Annotated in this window: 19 protein-coding genes; 15 read left to right on the plus strand and 4 right to left on the minus strand. The window is 65.7% G+C overall.

Annotated features, from left to right (window positions below):
* The first annotated feature begins 105 nt into the window (after window positions 1-105).
* The 15 genes from Q2K57_RS05620 (at window position 106) to ppk1 (ending at window position 16,206) form a co-directional block, all read left to right on the plus strand.
* Window positions 106-2,355: a primosomal protein N' gene (locus Q2K57_RS05620; protein WP_304526311.1), complete on the plus strand. Its 2,250-nt coding sequence runs from the start codon at window positions 106-108 to the stop codon at window positions 2,353-2,355.
* A 213-nt stretch (window positions 2,356-2,568) separates the two neighbouring features.
* A complete protein-coding gene (gene argS / locus Q2K57_RS05625; protein ID WP_304526312.1) occupies window positions 2,569-4,254 on the plus strand; it encodes an arginine--tRNA ligase in 1,686 nt (561 codons plus the stop codon).
* Window positions 4,255-4,257: 3 nt separating this feature from the next.
* Window positions 4,258-4,944 (plus strand): SPOR domain-containing protein, encoded by a 687-nt coding sequence (locus Q2K57_RS05630; protein WP_304526313.1) that lies wholly within the window; start codon window positions 4,258-4,260, stop codon window positions 4,942-4,944.
* Window positions 4,945-5,155: 211 nt separating this feature from the next.
* Window positions 5,156-5,674 (plus strand): ATP-dependent protease subunit HslV, encoded by a 519-nt coding sequence (gene hslV, locus Q2K57_RS05635; RefSeq protein ID WP_112053882.1) that lies wholly within the window; start codon window positions 5,156-5,158, stop codon window positions 5,672-5,674.
* 3 nt (window positions 5,675-5,677) lie between these two features.
* The gene (gene hslU, locus Q2K57_RS05640; RefSeq protein ID WP_304526314.1) at window positions 5,678-7,000 is read left to right on the plus strand and encodes an ATP-dependent protease ATPase subunit HslU; all 1,323 of its coding nucleotides are present in this window, start codon (window positions 5,678-5,680) and stop codon (window positions 6,998-7,000) included.
* Window positions 7,001-7,078: 78 nt separating this feature from the next.
* Entirely contained in the window at window positions 7,079-7,462 is a 384-nt protein-coding gene (locus Q2K57_RS05645) for a DUF971 domain-containing protein (RefSeq protein WP_304526315.1), read from the plus strand.
* Window positions 7,463-7,656: 194 nt separating this feature from the next.
* Window positions 7,657-8,403 (plus strand): bifunctional demethylmenaquinone methyltransferase/2-methoxy-6-polyprenyl-1,4-benzoquinol methylase UbiE, encoded by a 747-nt coding sequence (gene ubiE, locus Q2K57_RS05650; protein WP_181463026.1) that lies wholly within the window; start codon window positions 7,657-7,659, stop codon window positions 8,401-8,403.
* On the plus strand, window positions 8,403-9,065 hold the full coding sequence (locus Q2K57_RS05655) for an SCP2 domain-containing protein (RefSeq protein ID WP_304526316.1): 663 nt from the start codon (window positions 8,403-8,405) through the stop codon (window positions 9,063-9,065). The genes ubiE and Q2K57_RS05655 overlap by 1 nt, the downstream gene beginning before the upstream one ends.
* Window positions 9,062-10,681, plus strand: coding sequence for a ubiquinone biosynthesis regulatory protein kinase UbiB (ubiB, locus tag Q2K57_RS05660; protein ID WP_112053887.1), 1,620 nt, complete (start codon window positions 9,062-9,064; stop codon window positions 10,679-10,681). The genes Q2K57_RS05655 and ubiB overlap by 4 nt, the downstream gene beginning before the upstream one ends.
* Before the next feature lie 79 nt (window positions 10,682-10,760).
* Window positions 10,761-11,102 carry a phosphoribosyl-ATP diphosphatase gene (locus Q2K57_RS05665; RefSeq protein ID WP_112053888.1) on the plus strand — a complete coding sequence of 114 codons (342 nt, stop codon included), beginning with the start codon at window positions 10,761-10,763 and terminating at the stop codon, window positions 11,100-11,102.
* Between the two features lie 30 nt (window positions 11,103-11,132).
* A complete protein-coding gene (gene tatA / locus Q2K57_RS05670) occupies window positions 11,133-11,402 on the plus strand; it encodes a Sec-independent protein translocase subunit TatA (protein WP_112053889.1) in 270 nt (89 codons plus the stop codon).
* A 6-nt stretch (window positions 11,403-11,408) separates the two neighbouring features.
* Window positions 11,409-11,876: a Sec-independent protein translocase protein TatB gene (gene tatB / locus Q2K57_RS05675; RefSeq protein ID WP_112053890.1), complete on the plus strand. Its 468-nt coding sequence runs from the start codon at window positions 11,409-11,411 to the stop codon at window positions 11,874-11,876.
* The gene (tatC, locus tag Q2K57_RS05680) at window positions 11,873-12,679 is read left to right on the plus strand and encodes a twin-arginine translocase subunit TatC (RefSeq protein ID WP_304526317.1); all 807 of its coding nucleotides are present in this window, start codon (window positions 11,873-11,875) and stop codon (window positions 12,677-12,679) included. Before tatB ends, tatC begins: the two co-directional genes overlap by 4 nt.
* Before the next feature lie 307 nt (window positions 12,680-12,986).
* Window positions 12,987-13,955, plus strand: coding sequence for a porphobilinogen synthase (gene hemB, locus Q2K57_RS05685; protein ID WP_181463028.1), 969 nt, complete (start codon window positions 12,987-12,989; stop codon window positions 13,953-13,955).
* Between the two features lie 43 nt (window positions 13,956-13,998).
* Window positions 13,999-16,206: a polyphosphate kinase 1 gene (gene ppk1 / locus Q2K57_RS05690; RefSeq protein ID WP_304526318.1), complete on the plus strand. Its 2,208-nt coding sequence runs from the start codon at window positions 13,999-14,001 to the stop codon at window positions 16,204-16,206.
* A 92-nt stretch (window positions 16,207-16,298) separates the two neighbouring features.
* Here ppk1 and Q2K57_RS05695 read toward each other — a convergent pair whose 3' ends face one another.
* From Q2K57_RS05695 to Q2K57_RS05710, 4 genes are all read right to left on the minus strand, one after another.
* Window positions 16,299-17,468, minus strand: coding sequence for a 3-deoxy-7-phosphoheptulonate synthase (locus Q2K57_RS05695; protein ID WP_304526319.1), 1,170 nt, complete (start codon window positions 17,466-17,468; stop codon window positions 16,299-16,301).
* A 769-nt stretch (window positions 17,469-18,237) separates the two neighbouring features.
* Complete coding sequence (locus tag Q2K57_RS05700; RefSeq protein ID WP_258395967.1) at window positions 18,238-18,363, minus strand: hypothetical protein; 126 nt, start codon at window positions 18,361-18,363, stop codon at window positions 18,238-18,240.
* Between the two features lie 41 nt (window positions 18,364-18,404).
* Window positions 18,405-19,118 (minus strand): dihydromonapterin reductase, encoded by a 714-nt coding sequence (gene folM, locus Q2K57_RS05705; protein ID WP_112053895.1) that lies wholly within the window; start codon window positions 19,116-19,118, stop codon window positions 18,405-18,407.
* On the minus strand, window positions 19,115-19,900 hold the full coding sequence (locus Q2K57_RS05710; RefSeq protein WP_112053896.1) for an NAD(P)H-flavin reductase: 786 nt from the start codon (window positions 19,898-19,900) through the stop codon (window positions 19,115-19,117). The genes folM and Q2K57_RS05710 overlap by 4 nt, the downstream gene beginning before the upstream one ends.
* Window positions 19,901-19,943: the final 43 nt, after the last annotated feature.

The following is a 19,943-nucleotide window of genomic DNA, read 5'->3' on the forward strand; positions in this document are numbered from 1 at the left end:
GCCGACTCTCTCACACGTTCTGGACCAACCCTCAACGGGTGACCGGGAAACGAGAGCGAGGCCGCGGAGGGCGGTGATTCTAGCAGACCCAATCTCGGAGGCCAATTGTCCGCCAGTGCTTCGTCGCTTCCCGACGCTCCCCGCGTGCTGGGGGTTGCCGTACCCACCCCGCTGCGCCGCCTGTTCGACTACCTGCCCGGCCCCGAGACGCCGACCGGCGGCTGGCGACCCGGCCTGCGCGTCCAGGTCGCCCTGGGGCGACGCTCGGTCGTCGGCATCGTCATCGAATGTCGCGCCACCAGCGAGGTGGCGCTTGACCGCCTCAAGCCCATAGAGGCCTGTCTGGATGAAAGCCCGCTGCCCGCTGACTGGCTGTGGCTGACGCGCTTCACCGCCCGCTACTATCAGCATCCGCTCGGCGATACCCTGCAGCAGGCGCTGCCGGTGCTGCTGCGCCAGGGGCGTCCGCTCGAGGCTCGCACCCTGGAGCGCTGGCGGCTAAGTGCACAGGGCCAGGCGACCCAGGCCGCCGACCTTGGCCGGGCGCGACGCCAGGCCGAGCTGCTGGAGCTCTTGCGCCAGCACCCCCGAGGCCTGCCCACCGCCGCCATCACCGCCCAGCAATTCAGCCGCGCCCAGCTCACGGCGCTGCGCGACAAGGGGCTTATCGACTGCCTCGAGGAGCCACGCCTGGCCAGCGAGCCGCCGCGCCCGACGACCCTGCTCGCCGAACCGGCGCTCAACCTCAACCGCGAGCAGGCGGCAGCCCTCTCGACCCTGCACGAGGGCCTCGACCGCTATCACCCCTGCCTGCTGCATGGCGTCACCGGCAGCGGTAAGACCGAGGTCTATCTACAGCTGATCGAGGCGGTCATCCAACGTGGCCGCCAGGCCCTGATCCTGGTACCCGAGATTGGCCTTACCCCCCAGACCCTCGAGCGCTTTCGTCGCCGCTTTCGGGTGCCGGTGGTGGCGCTGCATTCCGGCCTCACCGATCACGAACGCCTGGATGCCTGGCTGGCCGCCATGAGCGGCCGCGCGCCGATCGTCATCGGCACCCGCTCGGCGATCTTCACGCCCCTGGCGAGCCCCGGGGTGATCATCGTCGACGAGGAACACGACGGGTCGCTCAAGCAGCAGGAGGGGCTTCGCTACCACGCCCGGGACCTGGCCGTGGCCCGCGCCCACCACCACGGCATCCCGGTGGTGCTGGGCAGCGCCACCCCGGCGCTGGAGAGCCTGGCCCAGGCGCGAAGCGGGCGCTATGCCCACCTGCGCCTGACCCAGCGCGCCAGCCGCCACCCGCCGGCGAGGCTCGAGCTGATCGACCTGCGCGGCCGCCCCCGCCAGGGCGGGCTGATCCCCGCGACGATCGACGCCATCCGCCAGACCCTCGCCGCCGGCCACCAGGTGCTGGTGTTCATCAATCGACGCGGCTTCGCGCCGACGCTGGCCTGCCATGCCTGCGGCTGGCTCGCCGAATGTGACCACTGCGACGCCCGCATGACGCTGCATCGTCAGCCACCGCTGCTGGCTTGCCACCACTGCGAGCGCCAGCAGCCGCTACCGCCGGCCTGCCCGACGTGCAAAAGCGGCGACCTGCGCCCGCTGGGGGCCGGCACCGAGCGCGCCGAGGAAAGCTTGGCCGCGCTCTTCCCGGAGGTGCCGGTGCACCGCATCGACCGCGACAGCACGCGACGCAAGAATGCCTTCGGCGAGGTGCTCACCGAAATCAAGCGCGGCGAGCCGAGCCTCTTGGTCGGCACCCAGATGCTCGCCAAGGGTCATCACCTGCCCCACGTCACCCTGGTGGTGGTAGTCAACGCCGATGCCGGCCTCTATGCCAGCGACTTCCGGGCCCTCGAGCACTCGGCGCAACTACTAACTCAGGTGGCCGGTCGCGCCGGCCGCGCCGCCCACCCGGGCCGCGTGCTGGTGCAGACCCTGCACAGCGACGACCCGCACCTGCGCCTGCTCGCCGAGCGCGGCTACGATGCCCTAGCCGATGCCCTGCTCGAAGAGCGCCGCGGCGCGGCCCTGCCGCCCTTCCGCTTCCTGGCTCTGACGCGTTTCGAGAGCGCCCGGGAAGCCGAGGCCATGGGGCTCGCCAAGGAGGCAGGGGAGGCGTTACGCGAGTGGCTGGCGACGCGGGGCAACGCCGTGACCTGCCTGGGCCCCGTGCCGGCGCCCATGGAGCGTCGCCAGAACCGCTATCATGTACAGCTGCTGCTCTCCGGCGCACAGCGCAGTCAGCTGCACGAAGCCAGCGCCTGGCTCGTGGCCTGGCTGGAGGCCTGCCGCGACGCCCGGCGGGTGCGCTGGTCGCTGGACATCGATCCCCAGACCCTGGCCTAGGCATAGGCTCGGACTTGGTGCTGGGCCAGGGGCGCTGCGGGATTGCGCACCGTAGCGCAGCGCTTAATCTGTGAATTCAGGTTTAAAGCGCGGCGGCAATTGCCGATAATGCGCCATCACGCTGAGTTGAGCGACGCTAACTCGCCGGCCGGCGGCAAGCTCCTCGCCGTCATTCACGCCTGCCGGGCCAGGCAACAGGACATCAGGTTTTTCATGAAAGACACCATCATTGCACTGCTCGAAGAGGCCCTGAGCGCCCTTCAGCAGCAGGGCGAACTGCCCCAGGACATCGCCCCGACCATCAAGGTCGACCCCACTAAGGACAAGGCCCACGGTGACTTCGCCACCAACCTGGCACTGATGCTGGCCAAGCCGGCGGGCAAGAAGCCCCGTGAGCTGGCCGAGGCGCTGGTCGCGGCTCTGCCGGCCTCTCCCGCAGTGAGCAAGACCGAGATCGCCGGCCCGGGCTTCATCAACTTCTTCGCCGCCACCGACGCTCTCGCCCAGGTGGTGTCGACCATCCTCGATACCGGCGACGCCTATGGCCGCTGCCTCGACGGCAAGGGCGAAAAGGTGCAGGTCGAGTTCGTCTCCGCCAACCCGACAGGCCCGCTGCACGTCGGCCACGGCCGTGGCGCGGCGATCGGCGACAGCCTGTGCCGCCTGCTCGAAGCGACCGGCTACGACGTGACCCGCGAGTTCTACTACAACGATGCCGGCGCCCAGATCAGCAACCTGGCGCGCTCCGTACAGTCCCGCGCCAAGGGGCTGACCCCGGACGACCCGAGCTGGCCGGCCGACGGCTACCGCGGCGATTACATCCGCGATGTGGCAGAGAGCTACCTGGCCGGCGAGACCGTGCACGCCGATGACCGCCACGTCACCGGCGCCGCCGACCCCGACGATCTGGACGCCATCCGCGACTTCGCGGTGGCCTATCTGCGTCGCGAGCAGGACCTGGACCTCAAGGCCTTCGGCGTCGCCTTCGACGTCTACTTCCTCGAGTCCTCGCTCTACGAAGAGGCCAAGGTCGAATCCACCGTCAATACGCTGATCGAGGGCGGCCATACTTACGAGCAGGACGGCGCCCTTTGGCTGCGCACCACCGACTTCGGTGACGACAAGGACCGAGTGATGCGCAAGCAGGACGGCGGCTACACCTACTTCCTGCCCGACGTCGCCTACCACCTCGACAAGTGGCAGCGCGGCTTCACCCAGGTGATCAACGAGCAGGGCGCCGACCACCACTCCACGGTGACCCGGGTACGCGCCGGCCTGCAGGCCCTCGAAGCGGGCATCCCCAAGGGCTGGCCGGACTACGTGCTGCACCAGATGGTGCTGGTCACCCGCTCGGGCGTCGAGGTCAAACTCTCCAAGCGCGCCGGCAGCTACGTGACCCTGCGCGACCTGATTGACGAAGTCGGCCGTGACGCCACCCGCTACTTCCTGGCCGCGCGGCGTGCCGACTCTCAGTTGACCTTCGATATCGACCTGGCCCGCTCGCAGTCCAACGACAACCCGGTCTATTACATCCAGTATGCCCACGCCCGGGTATGCAGCGTGCTGCGCAAGGCCGCCGCCGAAGACCGCGACTTCCAGCACGACCTGGCGCTTGCGAACCTTTCCCTGCTCGAGACCGATCAGGAGAAGGCGCTGATGAACCGCCTGGCCCGCTACCCGGAGGTGGTGCGCATCGCCGCCGGCAATCGCGAGCCGCAGCAGGTTGCCCAATACCTGCAGGACCTGGCCGCCGATTTCCACACCTGCTACAACGCGGTGAAGGTGATGGTCGACGACGATGCCCAGCGCAACGCGCGCCTGGCACTGGGTATTGCGACCCGTCAGGTGATCCGCAACGGCCTCGACCTGCTGGGCGTCAGCGCCCCCGAGGAGATGTAAGCCATGGCCGCACGCCAAGCCGCCAAACCCGCCAGCCGCAAGGGGGCGACGACCCGCAAGCGCGCCACACAGGCCAAGCGCCAAGCGCCCCGCGTGCCCGGCTGGCTGTGGGGGCTGGGTGGTCTGGTGGCCGGCTTCTTCCTCTCCCAGTACCTGCAGGATTCAGCGCCGGCACCACTGGCCAAGGTATTCAGCCGTCCCGCGGCCGAGCAGGCCGCACCGTCGGCCGACTCGGCGAAGGGCGAAACGGGAGGACAGGCGACCGGGGCCAGCGAGCCGCGCATGCCGACCTTCGAGTTCTATACCCTGCTGCCGGAATCCGAGGTCATCGCCCCGGGCGGCGAGTCCCAGGGCAACGCCTCGGCGGCGGCCAAAGACCCCATCGCCGAGCAGATCTCGCGCCAGCAGGCGCAGAGTGCCGAGAACCGCCGGCCCACCGAGATTGCCGACGACGAGCGCTACATGCTGCAGGCCGCGTCGTTTCGTGACGCCTCGGATGCCCAGCGCCTGGCGGGAAAACTTAGCGACTTCGGGCTGATGGCCAGCATCAGCAAGGTCCAAACCGGGGACGGCGCCACCTGGCACCGAGTTCAGGTCGGCCCCTACGGCGACGCCCGCGAGCTCAACCGCGCCCAGGATCTGATGATCACCCAGGGCATTGAGCCGCTGACCATCCGCCTGCAGAACTGAGCCGATCCGCGCAGCCGCAACGCCGCGCGTGGCCGCGGCGGCAGGCATCCACCTGCCGCCGCCTGGCCAAGGTTGAATTCCCCCTCCCCCGCCCACACCTTTCCTTCACGTTACCAACGATAGCTTTCATGGCGTCCGTCCGACCGCTCACCGCATCCCGGACGCCCAAGTCACCGGGAGTGTCATCGCTCCCACTACGGAGTCCTTCTCCATGACCACGATCGTATCCGTACGCCGCGGCGACCAGGTCGCCCTGGCCGGTGATGGCCAGGTCTCACTGGGCAACACCGTCATGAAAGGCAACGCCAGCAAGGTGCGTCGCCTCTATCGCGGCCAGGTGCTGGCCGGTTTCGCCGGCGGCACTGCCGACGCCTTCACCCTGTTCGAGCGCTTCGAAGCACAGCTCGAGAAATACCAGGGCCACCTCACCAAGGCCGCTGTCGAACTCGCCAAGGAATGGCGCACCGACCGCGCCCTGCGCCGTCTCGAGGCGCTGCTGGCGGTGGCCGACAAGAACGCTTCGCTGATCATCACCGGCAACGGCGATGTCGTGGAACCCGAGCGCGGCATCATTGCCATCGGCTCGGGCGGCAACTATGCACTGTCCTCGGCCCGCGCCCTGCTCGAGAACACCGAGCTGTCGGCCCGTGACATTACCGAGAAGTCCCTGGAGATCGCCGGCGACATCTGCGTCTTCACCAACCACCACATCACGCTGGAAGAGCTCTGAGCCATGACCCAGATGACCCCCCGCGAGATCGTTCACGCCCTCGACCAGTTCATCATCGGCCAGCAGGACGCCAAGCGCGCCGTGGCCGTGGCGCTGCGCAACCGCTGGCGCCGCATGCAGCTCGATGAAGAGCTGCGCCAGGAAGTCACACCCAAGAATATCCTGATGATCGGGCCGACCGGCGTGGGCAAGACCGAAATCGCCCGTCGCCTGGCCAAACTGGCCCGTGCGCCCTTCCTCAAGGTCGAGGCCACCAAGTTCACCGAAGTGGGCTATGTGGGTCGTGACGTCGAGTCGATCATCCGTGATCTGACCGAGGCGGCGATCAAGATGGTTCGCGAGCAGGCCAAGGAAGAGGTCGGTCACAAGGCCGACGATGCCGCCGAGGAGCGCATCCTCGACGCCCTGCTGCCGCGGCCGAGGGGCAGCGAGTACGACAGTGCCCGGGACGACACCTCGACCCGCCAGGTCTTCCGCAAGAAGCTGCGCGAGGGTCAGCTCGATGACAAGGAAATCGACATCGAGATCACCCCGCAGAGCGGTGGCATGGACTTCAATACCCCGCCGGGCATGGAGGAGATGGCAAGCCAGCTGCAGAGCATGTTCTCCAACATGAACAAGCAGAAGACCGAGACCCAGCGGGTCGCGGTCAAGGATGCCTGGAAGCTCCTGCGCGACGAGGAAGCCGCCAAGCTGGTCAACGAGGACGACATCAAGCATCGCGCCATCGAGGCGGTGGAGCAGCACGGCATCGTCTTCCTCGACGAGATCGACAAGGTCGCCAAGGGCCAGCAGGGCAGCGGCGGCGAGGTATCCCGCGAGGGCGTGCAGCGCGACCTGCTGCCGCTGATCGAGGGCTCGACGGTCTCCACCAAGCACGGCATGGTCAAGACCGACCACATCCTGTTCATCGCCTCCGGCGCCTTCCATCTGGCCAAGCCTTCGGATCTGATTCCGGAGCTCCAGGGCCGGCTGCCGATCCGGGTCGAACTCAACGCCCTGTCGCCGGAGGACTTCCAGCGCATCCTCACCGAGCCGTCCGCCGCCCTGACCAAGCAGTACCAGGCGCTGATGGCCACCGAGGGCCTCGAGATCGCCTTTACCGACGATGGCATCAAGCGCATCGCCGAGATCGCCTGGCGGGTCAACGAAGGCACCGAGAACATCGGCGCCCGTCGCCTGCATACCGTCATGGAGCGCCTGCTCGAAGACGCGTCCTTCAAGGGTGGCGACATGGAAGGCCCGCTGACCATCGACGCCGCCTATGTCGACTCCCAGCTCGGCGAACTGGCCATGGACGAGGACCTGTCGCGCTACATCCTCTGACCTGGCACGCTGGCCGTGGCCACGCCCTCGCGGCGGGCCGCGGCCAGCCCGCTTTGTGGATTCCTACAGGAGGCCGCCATGAGCGTCCCGATTCCCTCACGCGTTCACTACCACAAGTCCGCCCGCGAGCTGGAGCTTGGCTACCCGAACGGCGACACCTACCGGTTGTCGATCGAGTATCTGCGCGTCTTCTCGCCCTCCGCCGAGGTGCGCGGCCACGGCCCCGACACCGCCGTGCTGCAGGTCGGCAAGAAGGATGTGGGCCTTGCCAACATTACCCCGGCCGGGCGCTATGCCCTGAAACTCTCCTTCGATGACGGCCACGACAGCGGCCTCTTCAGCTGGGACTACCTGTATGCTCTCGCCACCAACGCCGAGATCAACTGGGCGGACTACCTCAAGCGACTCGAGGCGGCCGGCGAGTCCCGCGAGCCGAAGAGCATCCAGTTCAAGGAGCTGTGAGGCAACCGCCGACCCGCAGCGCCGGTCGGCAGAACACCGTCGCCTATCGGGCGCCGCTCGAGTCCGTGACGGCAAAGACAAGGCCATAGCGGTGACGCTACAATGGCGTCACCGCCGGCCTCTTGCCGGCTCTCTTATTATTGTGCGTGCCGCACCACGGGCACGGACTGATGTACTGACTGATAGGGATGCCCATGGACAAGCGCACCACTCACTTCGGCTATCAGGAAGTCCCGGTCGACGAAAAAGCCTCGCGGGTCGCCGACGTCTTCCACTCGGTGGCGGCGCGCTATGACGTGATGAACGACCTGATGTCCTTCGGCATCCACCGGGTCTGGAAGCGCCTGACCCTGGAACGTGCCGGCGTGCGTCCCGGCCACCGGGTGCTCGACATCGCCGGCGGCACCGGTGATCTGACCCTGAAGTTCTCGCGCCAGGTCGGCCCTCGCGGCCAGGTGATCCTCGCCGACATCAACGCCTCCATGCTGCGGGTCGGCCGCGACAAGCTGCTCGACCATGGCGTCGGCGGCAACGTCGAGTACGTGCAGGCCAACGCCGAGTGCCTACCCTTTCCTGACAACAGCTTCGACTGCATCACCATCGCCTTCGGCCTGCGCAACGTCACCGACAAGGATGCCGCCCTGCGCTCGATGGCAAGGGTACTCAAGCCCGGCGGTCGCCTTTTGGTGCTGGAGTTCTCCAAGCCCGATAACCCGCTGCTGTCGAAGGCCTACGACGACTACTCCTTCCATCTGCTGCCGAAGATGGGCCAGTGGGTGGCCGGTGACGCCGACAGCTACCGCTACCTGGCCGAGTCAATTCGCATGCACCCGGACCAGGAGACCCTCAAGGGCATGATGGAAGCGGCCGGGCTCGAGCGCGTCGAGTACACCAACCTGACCGGCGGCATCGTCGCCCTGCACCGAGGCATCAAGCTCTGATGATGGTCCTCGCCGGTTTCGAACGCACCCTGAACGCCCTGCTCGCCCGGGACCCTGCAGCGGCCACGCGGTTGGCCTCGCTCGCCGGCTCGCGCCTGCTGGTGCGCCTGGAGCGCCCGGCCTATGCGCTGCTGGTGAGCTTCGAGGCACATGGCCTGTCGCTCTCCCGAGGCGAGGGTCTGAGCGATGAAGACGCCGATGTGATCGTCGAGGCCGACAGCGAGGCCCTGGGTGAGCTGATCGGCGGCGAATCCGCCGAGCGTCTGATGTTCCGAGGACGCCTGGCGGTGCGCGGACGCGCCCAGGTACTCGAACAGGCCCGGGACCTGCTGCTCGACCTGGACTTCGACTGGGAGGGCGAGCTCGCCCACTGGCTTGGCGATAGGCCGGCCCACAGCCTGGCCGAGGGCATGCGCCGCCTGGCCCGCTGGGGCCTGCGCACCCGCCAGGAGCTGACCGCCGACATCGGCGAGTACGTCTTCGAAGAGGCCAAGCTGCTGCCCGGCCGCCATCAGCTCGAGGTGATGCGCGACCAGCTTACCGCGCTCGAGATCGCAAGCGATCGCCTCGAGGCCCGGCTCGAGCGCCTCAGGCGACGCCTGGAAGCGCGCGGCCTGCCTGACGACAGGCGCGACGGATCGGCTGAGGAGCCCTGCCCATGAGCCTGCGCCTGGCAAGGATTGGCTGGGTCATCACCCGATATCGCCTCGACACCCTGATCCCACGGGAGCGACTGCCCTGGCCGCTGCGGGCGCTGCTCGCCCTCTCGCCGCTGCGGCTCTTCCCGGTGCGCGGCGAGCGCGCCGAGCGGCTGCGCCTGGCCCTCGAGGCGCTGGGCCCGATATTCGTCAAGTTCGGCCAGATGCTCTCGACCCGCCGCGATCTGCTACCCCCGGATATCGCCGACGAGCTGAGGCGCCTTCAGGATCAGGTGCCGCCCTTCCCCGGCGATCAGGCCGCGGCCCTGGTCGAGGAGGAGCTCGAGTGCCCGCTCGACGAGGCCTTCGCCCACTTCGATAAAACGCCGCTGGCGTCGGCCTCGATCGCTCAGGTACATGCCGCCCGGCTGCCCGATGGTCAGGAGGTAGTGGTCAAGATCATCCGCCCCGGCATCGAACGGGTCATGCGCCAGGACATGTCATTGCTCTACGCCGCGGCGCGCCTGCTGGCGAAGGTCCCTGAGGCCCGTCGCCTGCGGCCCCGCGAAGTGGTGGCCGACTACGAAGCCACCCTCTTCGACGAACTGAACCTGCATCGGGAAGCCGCCAACACCTCGCAGCTCAAGCGCAACTTCAAGGACTCGCCGCTTCTCTACGTGCCGGCAATCCACTGGCCGCTGACCCGGCGCCGGGTGATGGTCCAGGAGCGCATCCACGGCATTCCGGTGGCCGACATGGCCGCCCTCGAGGCCCAGGGCACCGATCTCAAGAAGCTCGCCGAACGCGGGGTGGAAATCTTCTTCACCCAGGTATTTCGCGACAACTTCTTCCATGCCGACATGCACCCGGGCAACATCTTCGTCGCCCACGGCAAGCCCCACGATCCTCAGTACATCGCCATCGACTGCGGCATCGTCGGCAGCCTGACCCGCGAGGACCAGGACTACCTGGCACGCAACCTGCTGGCCTTCTTCCATCAGGACTACTACGAGGTCGCGGCGCTGCATATCGAATCCGGCTGGGTCGGCGAGGGCACCCGCGCCAACGAGTTCGCCTCGGCGATCCGCTCGGTCTGCGAGCCCATTCTCGAGAAGCCGCTCAAGGACATCTCCTTCGGCCAGGTGCTGCTGGGGCTCTTCCAGACTGCGCGGCGCTTCAACATGGAGGTCCAGCCGCAGTTGGTGCTGCTGCAGAAGACCCTGCTCAACATCGAGGGCCTTGGGCGCCAGCTCTATCCGGACCTGGACCTGTGGCATACCGCCAAGCCGTATCTGGAGCGCTGGATGAAAGAGCGCGCCGGCCCCCGCGGGCTCTGGGAGTCGCTGCAGCGCCAGGCGCCGGAGCTGTCGCGCCAGCTGCCAGAACTGCCGGTGCTCGCCCACCAGGCACTTTCCCGGGTCGAGGCCGAACACAAGCAGCGCCACCGCCAGAGCGAGTCGCTCTCAGGCCTGCGCCGCCATGTGGCCGCCTCTGCCCGCGGCGCCCGGCGGCTGCGCCTAGGCGCGCTGCTGGTGGGCCTGGCCGTTGCCTGGCAGCCGCTGCTCGACTGGGCCGGCGAACAGCCCTGGCCGGTGCTGGTGGCGGCCGGCCTTGGCGTCCTGCTGCTCGCCTGGCAATAAGCCCCGCCGCGGACCAAAAGAGCATCACAGGCCACTGAATAATAAGATTTTTCGATCCACTGACCCAGGAATGTCATCGATGAGCGATATTCTCAACCAGCTCGCCGAGGTGCTCGACCAGCGCCGCCAGGCGGACCCCGGCACCAGCTATGTGGCCTCACTGCATCACAAGGGGCTCAACAAGATACTCGAGAAAGTTGGCGAGGAAGCCACCGAGACCCTGCTGGCAGCCAAGGATGCGGCTAATGGCTCAGAGAAGAACCGCGAGGCAGTAGTCGCTGAAACGGCCGACCTGTGGTTTCATAGCCTAGTGATGCTGTCGCATCTCGGGATTGACCATCAGGACGTGCTTGATGAACTGGCACGTCGCTTCGGAATATCAGGGCTGGACGAGAAAGCCGCCCGCCCGACGGACGCTTAGGCCCAAGGGCCCATTGAAGGGAGAGACTCCATGTTAGGTGGCATCAGTATCTGGCAACTCTTGATCGTGCTGGGCATCATCATCCTGGTCTTCGGCACCAAGAAGCTGCGCAACGTCGGCGGGGATCTTGGCGGCGCCGTGAAGGGCTTCAAGAAAGCCATGAACGACGGCGAGAAGGGCGAAGACGAGAAAAAGGAACAGGAAGACGCCACTCAACAGCGCGTCGCCCATGACGAGACCGGCAAGACCTATGACGTCGAAGCCGAGACCAAGACGCAGGAACCGGACGAGCGCAAGTAACCGCCCATGTTCGATATCGGTTTCCTCGAACTGCTGATCATCGGCGTAGTCGGTCTGCTGGTCCTCGGCCCCGAGCGTTTGCCCAGGGCAGCGCGCACCGCGGGCCTGTGGATCGGCAAGATCAAGCGCACGGTCTCTGGCATGCAGCGAGATATCTCCGCCCAGCTAGAGGCCGAGGAGCTGCGCCAGAAGCTCGACGACCAGCAGAAAAAGCTCGACGCCAGCCTCAACAAGGTCAAGCAGGATGTCGAGCGTTACGCCGAGCCTGACAGGGTCGACGCTGGCCGCGCCAGTCCTGACAATGCCACGAACAATGCCACGGACGACGCCACAGACAAGCCCAAAGGCCAGCAGACCGACGACCGGGCTCGCCTGGACGCCGCCCCGGCTCAACGCCGTGACGAGGCCACAGCGACCTCAGAGGCCCCCCGTGAGGCGTCCGCGGACAGCGACAAGGACCAAAGCACCCGATGAGCGCCACTCCCGACCCGCAGGACAGTCAGCCTCATGACAGCCAGAAGAGCGGCCAGGAAGCTAACCAGGCGCCCCTGATCGAGCATCTGATCGAGCTGCGTTCGCGATTGATGCACGCGGTGCTGGCGATCCTGGTGATTTTCCTGGCCCTGTACGCCTTTTCCAACGATATCTATACCTTCGTCGCCAAGCCGCTGATGGCGCTGCTGCCGGAAGGCTCGCAGATGATTGCCACCGAGGTCGCCTCGCCCTTCCTGGCGCCCTTCAAGCTGACGCTGGTCGTATCGGTGTTCATCGCCGTGCCCTTCGTGCTGCACCAGGCCTGGGCCTTCATCGCGCCCGGCCTCTACGACAACGAGAAGCGCCTCGCCGTGCCGTTGCTGGCCTCGAGCGTTGCGCTCTTCTACGGCGGTGCGGCCTTCGCCTATTACGTCGTCTTCCCACTGCTGTTCGAGTTCTTCACCCAGACCGGCCCGGCTGGGGTCACGGTGATGACCGACATCAACCAGTACCTGAACTTCGTACTCAAGCTGTTCTTCGCCTTCGGCGTTGCCTTCGAGATTCCGATCGCCACGTTCCTGCTGATCTTCTCCGGCGCCACCACGGTAGAGAGCCTGTCGAAGAAGCGTCCCTATGTCGTACTGGGCTGCTTCGTGGTCGGCATGCTGATGACGCCGCCGGACGTGATCTCCCAGAGCCTGCTCGCTGTGCCGATGTATCTGCTCTATGAGGTGGGCATTCTGTTCGGACGCCTGGTCAAGCGCCAGCCACGCCCCACGGACGACGGCGACGGCGACGTCTGAGACGTCCTTCCCGCCTACCGCTCTGATCAACCCCGCTGAGGCGGGGTTTTTCATGGGCGACGGCAAGCCACCACGCGCATCAATGCCGGTCAGGCCGGGTGCGACAAGTCAACGCTTCCGGCACTCGTGCACACTGAATATACTCGAAGGACATGCATGGGCACTCGCCCGAGCTGTAACCGGTTGTCATCTTGTCGTCATCATCGCCTGCCATTATCTGCGCCAAGGTAACCAGGCACCGATGGCGAGTCCTGATTGGAGACAGAGATTGAGTTTCACCATCCCTCGCCAGTATCCCGGTACCCGCATGCGTCGCATGCGCAAAGACGACTTCTCGCGTCGCCTGATGGCCGAAAACACCCTGACAGCAGCCGACCTGATCTGGCCGGTGTTTGTGCTTGAGGGCAGCAATCGCCGCGAAGCCGTGCCCTCGATGCCCGGCGTCGAGCGCCTGTCGATCGATCTATTGATCGAAGAAGCCCGCGAAGCACAGGCGCTGGGCATTCCAGCGCTGGCACTGTTTCCGGTGATCGACTCAGAGCTCAAGAACGAGCTGGCCGAAGAGGCCTATAACGCCAGCGGCCTGGTGCAACGCTGCGTGCGTGAGCTCAAGGCGGCGTGCCCGGCACTTGGCATCATCACCGATGTGGCGCTAGACCCTTACACCAGCCACGGCCAGGACGGCATTTTGGATGAGGCGGGTTACGTTCAAAATGACCGCACCGTCGAGGTCCTGATCAAGCAGGCGCTGTCACATGCCGAGGCCGGCGCCGACGTAGTGGCTCCCTCGGACATGATGGACGGGCGTATCGGCGAGATTCGCCAGATGCTTGAACAGGAACAGCTGCATAACACACGTATCATGGCCTACAGCGCCAAGTATGCCTCGCGCTATTACGGCCCCTTCCGCGATGCGGTGGGCTCGGCAGGCAACCTTGGCAAGGCGGACAAGAGCACCTACCAGATGGACCCGGCCAACAGCGACGAGGCCCTCCAGGAGGTGGCGATGGATCTTGCCGAAGGCGCCGATATGGTCATGATCAAACCCGGCATGCCTTATCTGGACGTGGTTCGGCGGGTCAAGGACGAGCTGCGTGTCCCGACCTACGCCTACCAGGTCAGCGGTGAGTATGCCATGCACATGGCGGCCTTCGAACGTGGTTGGCTCGAGGATGATAGGGTCATTCTAGAATCGCTGATGTGTTTCAAGCGCGCAGGTGCCGACGCCGTTCTGACCTACTTCGCCAAACGCGCGGCGCGACTGCTAGCAAAATAACAGGAAGGGCGAGAGTGCCCTTCCTTGGCTTCCCGGAGGCAAGATGGAAGACTCTCGCACCCCTGATACCGGCAGCACACTGCCCGAGGCGCCTTTCGACGAGAACAGCTCCGCCGAAGCGCCACCGCTGCGGGTCAACCGGACCCGCACCGGCATTCAGGCCAAGGTGGTGCCCGATCCCGAGGCCGACCTCAGCGATCCGCGTCTGTACTTCAACCGCGAGCTGTCGCATCTGCAGTTCAACATCCGAGTGCTCGAACAGGCCCTCGACCCTTCGCACCCGCTGCTCAACCGGGTGATGTTCCTGCTGATCTTCTCGTCCAATATGGACGAGTTCTTCGAGATTCGCGTCGCGGGCCTCAAGCATCAGCTGATGCTGGGCAACGACGATACCGGCGCTGACAGCCGCCTGCCCCGCTCGATCCTCGACGAGATTTCTCAGGTCGCCCATGCCCAGGTTGAGCGCCAGTACCAGATACTCAACGAACAGCTGATCCCGGCGCTGGAAGAAAAAGGCCTGCGTTTCCGTCGCCGAGGCGACTGGAGCGAAGCACAGGCCAACTGGGTCAAGGACTACTTCGAGGAAGAAATCGTGCCGGTGATCAGTCCGATTGGGCTGGACCCCTCTCACCCCTTCCCGCGACTGGTCAACAAGAGCCTCAACTTCATCGTCGAGCTGGAGGGCAAGGATGCCTTCGGTCGCGAGGGAGGGCTCGCCATCCTGCCGGCCCCGCGCTCGCTGCCCCGGGTGATCGCCCTGCCCGACGGGCTCTGTGCGGAAGGTTTTAACGAGTATGTATTCCTGTCCTCGATGATCCACGCCCATGCTCAGGAGGTTTTCCCGGGCATGCAGGTGCGGGGCTGCTATCAATTCCGCCTGACCCGCAACGCCGACCTGGCGGTCGATCCGGAGGAGGTCTCCGACCTGGCCACGGCGCTGCGCGGCGAGCTGCTGGCCCGTCGCTACGGCAGCGGCGTGCGCCTGGAGGTCGCCGACAACTGCCCTGATGACCTGGCCGGCTTCCTGCTCAAGCAATTCGAGCTGGAGGAAGCCGACCTGTACCGGGTCAACGGCCCGGTCAACCTGACCCGCATGATGGCGGTGCTGAGTGATATCGACCGCCCTGAGCTTGGCTATCGCCCCTTCACACCCGGCGTGCCCAAGCCCCTCAACAAGAGCGGTAGCCTGTTCGACGCCATTCGCGATCAGGACATCCTGCTCCACCACCCCTTCCAGTCCTTCAAGCCGATCGAAGACCTGCTCGCCGAGGCCGCCCGAGACCCGGCGGTACTGGCCATCAAGCAGACCCTGTACCGCACCGGCGCCGACTCACCGGTGGTCAGCGCTCTAGTCGAGGCGGCGCGCAACGGCAAAGAGGTCACGGTGGTCATCGAGCTGCGGGCCCGTTTCGACGAGGCCGATAACCTGACCCTGGCCTCAAGGCTGCAGGAGGCCGGCGCCATCGTCATCTACGGCGTGATGGCCTACAAGACCCACGCCAAGATGATTCACATCGTGCGCCGCGAGAAGGGCGATCTTCGCTACTACGCGCACCTGGGGACCGGCAACTATCACTCCAAGACCGCCAAGCTCTACACCGACTACAGCCTGCTGACCGCCAACCCGACGCTCTGCGAGGACGTGCACAAGGTCTTCCAGCAGCTCTCCGGCATGGGGCAAGCTCGAAAGATCGAGACGCTACTGCACGCGCCCTTCACCCTGCATCCCAAAATGGTGGAGATGATCGACCGGGAAGCCAAGAACGCCGAGAAAGGCAAGCGCGGCCACCTGATCATCAAGTGCAACTCGCTGACCGAGCCGCAGCTGATCCGCGCGCTCTACCGCGCCTCGCAAGCAGGCGTCGAGTGCGACCTGATCATCCGCGGCATGTGCTGCCTGCGCCCCGGCATTCCGGGTATTTCCGACAACATCCGGGTGCGCTCGGTGATCGGACGCTTCCTCGAGCACACCCGAGTGTTCTACTTCCACAACGGTGGTAAGCCAGAGGTATGGGGCTCGAGCGCAGACTTCATGGCCCGCAACATGTTCCACCGTGTCGAGACCTGCTTCCCCTTCCTCGACAAGAAGATTGCCGCCCGAGTGCGCAAGGATCTGGAGACCTACCTGGTCGACAACTGCCAGAGCTGGCTGTTGCAGTCAGACGGCAGCTACATCAAGCAGGAAGTCGGCGATAGCGCTCCGATCAGCGTCCAGGAGACCCTGCTCTACGCCTACGCGACCAAGGCCTGACGAGACGAGATCAAGGCACACGCTCCCCAGACACAACGACGCCGGGCCCTGGCCCGGCGTCGTGGTATCTGCCATCCTCTCACCGTGTTACGTCAACACGGTGAGGCGAACCAGGCGTCCCGCAGTCGCTCGGCGGCGGTCGCCAGCAGGTGTTCGGTGGTGTCCCAGCCCAGGCAGGCATCGGTGACCGAGACGCCATAGCGCAGCGCGCCAGGCTTCAACGGCTGCTTGCCCTCGTAAAGGTGGCTCTCGAGCATCACCCCGACCAGACCGGCATCCCCGGCCAGGCGCTGGCCCAGCACATCGAGCAGCACCTCGCCCTGACGCCGGTGATCCTTGCGCGAATTGGCATGACTGCAGTCGACCATGATCCGTGGCGCCAGCCCCGCCTCCTGAAGCGCCCGGCGACAGGCCGCCACTTCCGGCGCCCGGAAGTTGGGCTCGCCATGACCGCCGCGCAAAACCACGTGGGTGTGGGGGTTACCCGGCGTGCGGCGCATCACCGGCCGGCCGTCGGCGGCGATGGCCGGATGATGATGAGGGTGGGCACTGGCGCGTATGGCATCGATGGCCACCTGAACGCCGCCATCGGTGCCGTTCTTGAAGCCGACCACGGCGCCCAGGCCGCTGGCCAGTTCACGGTGGATCTGGGATTCGGTGGTGCGCGCGCCGATCGCTGTCCAGGCCAGCAGATCATCGAGGTAAGGCGCGACCATCGGCTGCAGTAGCTCAGTCGCGACCGGCAGGCCCAGTTCCACGATCTCGCGCATCAACGAGCGGGACAGGGTCAGGCCGGTGGCCATGTCATCGGCACCCTCGAGGCCAGGATCGTAGGCGAGCCCCTTCCAGCCCACCGTCGTGCGAGGCTTCTCGACATAGACCCGCATCACCAACAGCAGCCGGTCTTCGACCTGATGGGCCAACGCCGCGAGGCGCTCGGCGTAGTCACGGGCGGCCTTGGGATCATGGATCGAACAGGGGCCCACCACGACCAGCAGACGATCGTCGCGGCCATCGAGGATGGCGCGAATGGCCTCGCGCTGCCCCTCGACCCGCTCGGCCAAGGCCTGCGACAGCGGCAGCTCACGACGCAGCTCGTCGGGGGTCGGCAGGGCGCTCTCTTCGAGCGTCAGGGCCGTGGCGGTATCGCCTTGGGTAGCAGTGTCCTGGGCACTGTCAGAAGCACCCTCAGCGACACTTTGGCAACTAGCTTCAGCACGACGTTCGGCAACAGGGTCAAGGGCAGAAAGACTGGCATTCATGGGGTAAGGCTCCGGCTAGGCGATTGGCGTCGAGTCGTATGGCCACCAAGAGCATGCCGGCCGGAGGTGGCGAATTGTGCCGACCGGGCGTCGCTAAATCGCCAATAGCCATACGCGCTCGCGTAGCGGGGCGATAGGGTCATGGCAAAAGCTGCGTGGCGGTCGAACATCGCGTGTCTTCCTTGTGGGCCTGAGGCCCGATGTATGAGTGACAAAGCGTCCAGAAACGAAAACCCCCGGTCGGGTTGCCGACCGGGGGTTTCAAGACATCGGAGGCAACCCTGAGTGGGGCGTACCTCGCGGCGCGGGTCAGTAAGACCAGGCCGCCGGCACGCCGGCGCTAAACCAATAGCTCCAGAACCGTTGCCAACCGGCTGTTTCAATGCTTCCCTCGGTCTTGCACGCCAAGCACCGCACATCGCCTGAGAAGGCGAAGCGGGCAATGTTGGAAGCAAGCGAGAGATGGGTCATGGTTATTCGGCTGTCTGTTGAGAGTTCTGATCAACGTTTCTAATGACTGAGTTTCTAATGACTGAGCTTCAATGACTTGCTTCATCCTACACACCCTGACGGGCTTGGCAAGCCCGTCAGGGCGGGATACAGGCCTTGGACACTCGCCTTAGTTATTTGCCTTAGCCATTACGCTGTGCCGCTGGCCTGAGCCACTCGGCTAGCCAGCTGAGCCTGAATACCTGGCGTCAGTGCTTAGTCAAAATAGTGCTTAGCCAAGATAGTGCTTAGCCAGAATAGTACGTAGCTAAAATAGCGCTTAGCCAAAATACTGAACCCAGCCAATGGTCGCCGGCAGGCCGGCCATGCCGACCAGCACAACGACTCCGAGGAACAGGGTCAGAAACCCCGACTCGTCTTTGAAGTTAGGATCATGCTCAGCCATGAGTGACCTCACGGGATAGGGCGTCAGCCGATAGACAGAGTCTAGCGCAGGTGTCGCCCGCCATCGACCGGCAGGGTCACACCGGTCACAAAGCGGTTGTCGAGCAGGTAGCGCAGGCTCTCGTAGATCACCCCCGGCCCGGGGATCATCTGCATCGCCGACTTGGCTCGGGCCTTCTCGGCGTAGGCCTCATCGTCGCCCTCGTTGAGCATGATCATCGCCGGCGCGATACCGTTGACTTGGATGCGCGGCGCGTACATGGCGGCGAATGACAGCGTCAGGTTGTCGAGCCCGGCCTTGGTCGCCGCATAGGCGGCGTGCTTCTTCGAGCCCTTGACCGCCACATAGTCGGTCATGTGCACGATATCGGCGAGCGGCTCGTCGCCGGCCTCAAGCAGGGCCTGAGCATGCAGGTTGAGCAGGTAAGGCGCCTGCATGTGCACCCGGAACAGGCGCTCGAAGTTGGCACCGGCATCGTCGCCGCGGCTGTCCGGCGCCCAGTCGCTGGCGTTGTGGACGATCGCCCGCAGCGCAGGCGTCGTTGCCTTGAGCCGTGAGATGAAGTCGAGGATACCGGCTTCGCTCGAAAAGTCTGCCGCCAGTGTGACGATGCCCTTCTCGCGCAGGGCCTCGAGCTCGGGGCGCTCACGCCGATAGCTGATGATGACGGGGTGACCGTCATCGATCAGTCGCTCGGCACAGTGGCGCCCCAGCCGCTGGGCGCCACCGGTGATCAGGATCGGGGCCGCACTCATGTCTCGCCAGCCCTCACCAGGCTGCCCACGGTGGGCACCAGAGGATCACGCGGCGCATAGGCGAAGACATCAGAGAACACCCGCGAGGGCTCGAGCCCCAGCGAGGCCAGCACATCGACGCAGGCATAAACCATGCCCGGCGAGCCGGACAGGTAAACGTCGTGGCCTGAGACGTCGACATCGTCCAGCGCCTCACCCAGTGCGGCGTCGATGCGACCGACATGTCCCTGGATACGCGGGGCCGCAAAGTCGTCGCTCATGCCCTGCTCGCTGACCCCGTGGAAGGTCACGTTAGGGTGCCGGGTGACCCACTCCCGGGCCTGACTCTCAAGATAGAACTCGCGGCGCTCCTTGGCCGCCCACCACAGGTCGATCTCGCGCCCGGGATCGGCGTGCAGCGCCGCCTCGACGATTGCCTTCATCTGAGCGAAGCCGGTGCCGGCGGCAACCAGCAGCAAAGGACGGCTGCTGTCGGGATCAAGCACACAGTCACCACCCGGCAGGCGCAGAGTCAGTTGGGCGGCGTGCTGCATGAGCTCACGCAGGCGCGCCGAATTGGAGCGCTCGGGCCAGTGTTGGATATGCAGCTCGAGGGAGCCGTCATCGACATGGGCATTGGCGATCGAGAACGGCACCCAGGTGTCGTCGTCCAGCTCAAGCTCCAGGTACTGGCCCGGGGCATGTGCCATGGCCTCGGGGCGCCCTTCCAGGCGTACCCGGAAGACATCGGGATTGAGATCCTCCACCGCCGTTACTTGGCAGGTCAGGGTCCTTGCGGTCATAAGCGCCTCTCGTGGTCAGGAGCGTAAGTCAGGAGCTTGGAAT

The sequence above is a fragment of the Halomonas sp. I5-271120 genome (genome assembly GCF_030553075.1).
In the GTDB taxonomy this organism is placed as follows: Bacteria; Pseudomonadota; Gammaproteobacteria; order Pseudomonadales; family Halomonadaceae; genus Onishia; species Onishia taeanensis_A.

What these genes read in the sequence shown, in the direction of transcription:
- argS (WP_304526312.1), top strand. Translation starts at nt 2,569, where the DNA reads ATGAAAGACACCATCATTGCACTGCTCGAAGAGGCCCTGAGCGCCCTT.
- Q2K57_RS05630 (WP_304526313.1), top strand. Translation starts at nt 4,258, where the DNA reads ATGGCCGCACGCCAAGCCGCCAAACCCGCCAGCCGCAAGGGGGCGACG.
- hslV (WP_112053882.1), top strand. Translation starts at nt 5,156, where the DNA reads ATGACCACGATCGTATCCGTACGCCGCGGCGACCAGGTCGCCCTGGCC.
- hslU (WP_304526314.1), top strand. Translation starts at nt 5,678, where the DNA reads ATGACCCAGATGACCCCCCGCGAGATCGTTCACGCCCTCGACCAGTTC.
- Q2K57_RS05645 (WP_304526315.1), top strand. Translation starts at nt 7,079, where the DNA reads ATGAGCGTCCCGATTCCCTCACGCGTTCACTACCACAAGTCCGCCCGC.
- ubiE (WP_181463026.1), top strand. Translation starts at nt 7,657, where the DNA reads ATGGACAAGCGCACCACTCACTTCGGCTATCAGGAAGTCCCGGTCGAC.
- Q2K57_RS05655 (WP_304526316.1), top strand. Translation starts at nt 8,403, where the DNA reads ATGATGGTCCTCGCCGGTTTCGAACGCACCCTGAACGCCCTGCTCGCC.
- ubiB (WP_112053887.1), top strand. Translation starts at nt 9,062, where the DNA reads ATGAGCCTGCGCCTGGCAAGGATTGGCTGGGTCATCACCCGATATCGC.
- Q2K57_RS05665 (WP_112053888.1), top strand. Translation starts at nt 10,761, where the DNA reads ATGAGCGATATTCTCAACCAGCTCGCCGAGGTGCTCGACCAGCGCCGC.
- tatA (WP_112053889.1), top strand. Translation starts at nt 11,133, where the DNA reads ATGTTAGGTGGCATCAGTATCTGGCAACTCTTGATCGTGCTGGGCATC.
- tatB (WP_112053890.1), top strand. Translation starts at nt 11,409, where the DNA reads ATGTTCGATATCGGTTTCCTCGAACTGCTGATCATCGGCGTAGTCGGT.
- tatC (WP_304526317.1), top strand. Translation starts at nt 11,873, where the DNA reads ATGAGCGCCACTCCCGACCCGCAGGACAGTCAGCCTCATGACAGCCAG.
- hemB (WP_181463028.1), top strand. Translation starts at nt 12,987, where the DNA reads ATGCGTCGCATGCGCAAAGACGACTTCTCGCGTCGCCTGATGGCCGAA.
- ppk1 (WP_304526318.1), top strand. Translation starts at nt 13,999, where the DNA reads ATGGAAGACTCTCGCACCCCTGATACCGGCAGCACACTGCCCGAGGCG.
- Q2K57_RS05695 (WP_304526319.1), bottom strand. Translation starts at nt 17,468, where the DNA reads ATGAATGCCAGTCTTTCTGCCCTTGACCCTGTTGCCGAACGTCGTGCT.
- Q2K57_RS05700 (WP_258395967.1), bottom strand. Translation starts at nt 18,363, where the DNA reads ATGGCTGAGCATGATCCTAACTTCAAAGACGAGTCGGGGTTTCTGACC.
- folM (WP_112053895.1), bottom strand. Translation starts at nt 19,118, where the DNA reads ATGAGTGCGGCCCCGATCCTGATCACCGGTGGCGCCCAGCGGCTGGGG.
- Q2K57_RS05710 (WP_112053896.1), bottom strand. Translation starts at nt 19,900, where the DNA reads ATGACCGCAAGGACCCTGACCTGCCAAGTAACGGCGGTGGAGGATCTC.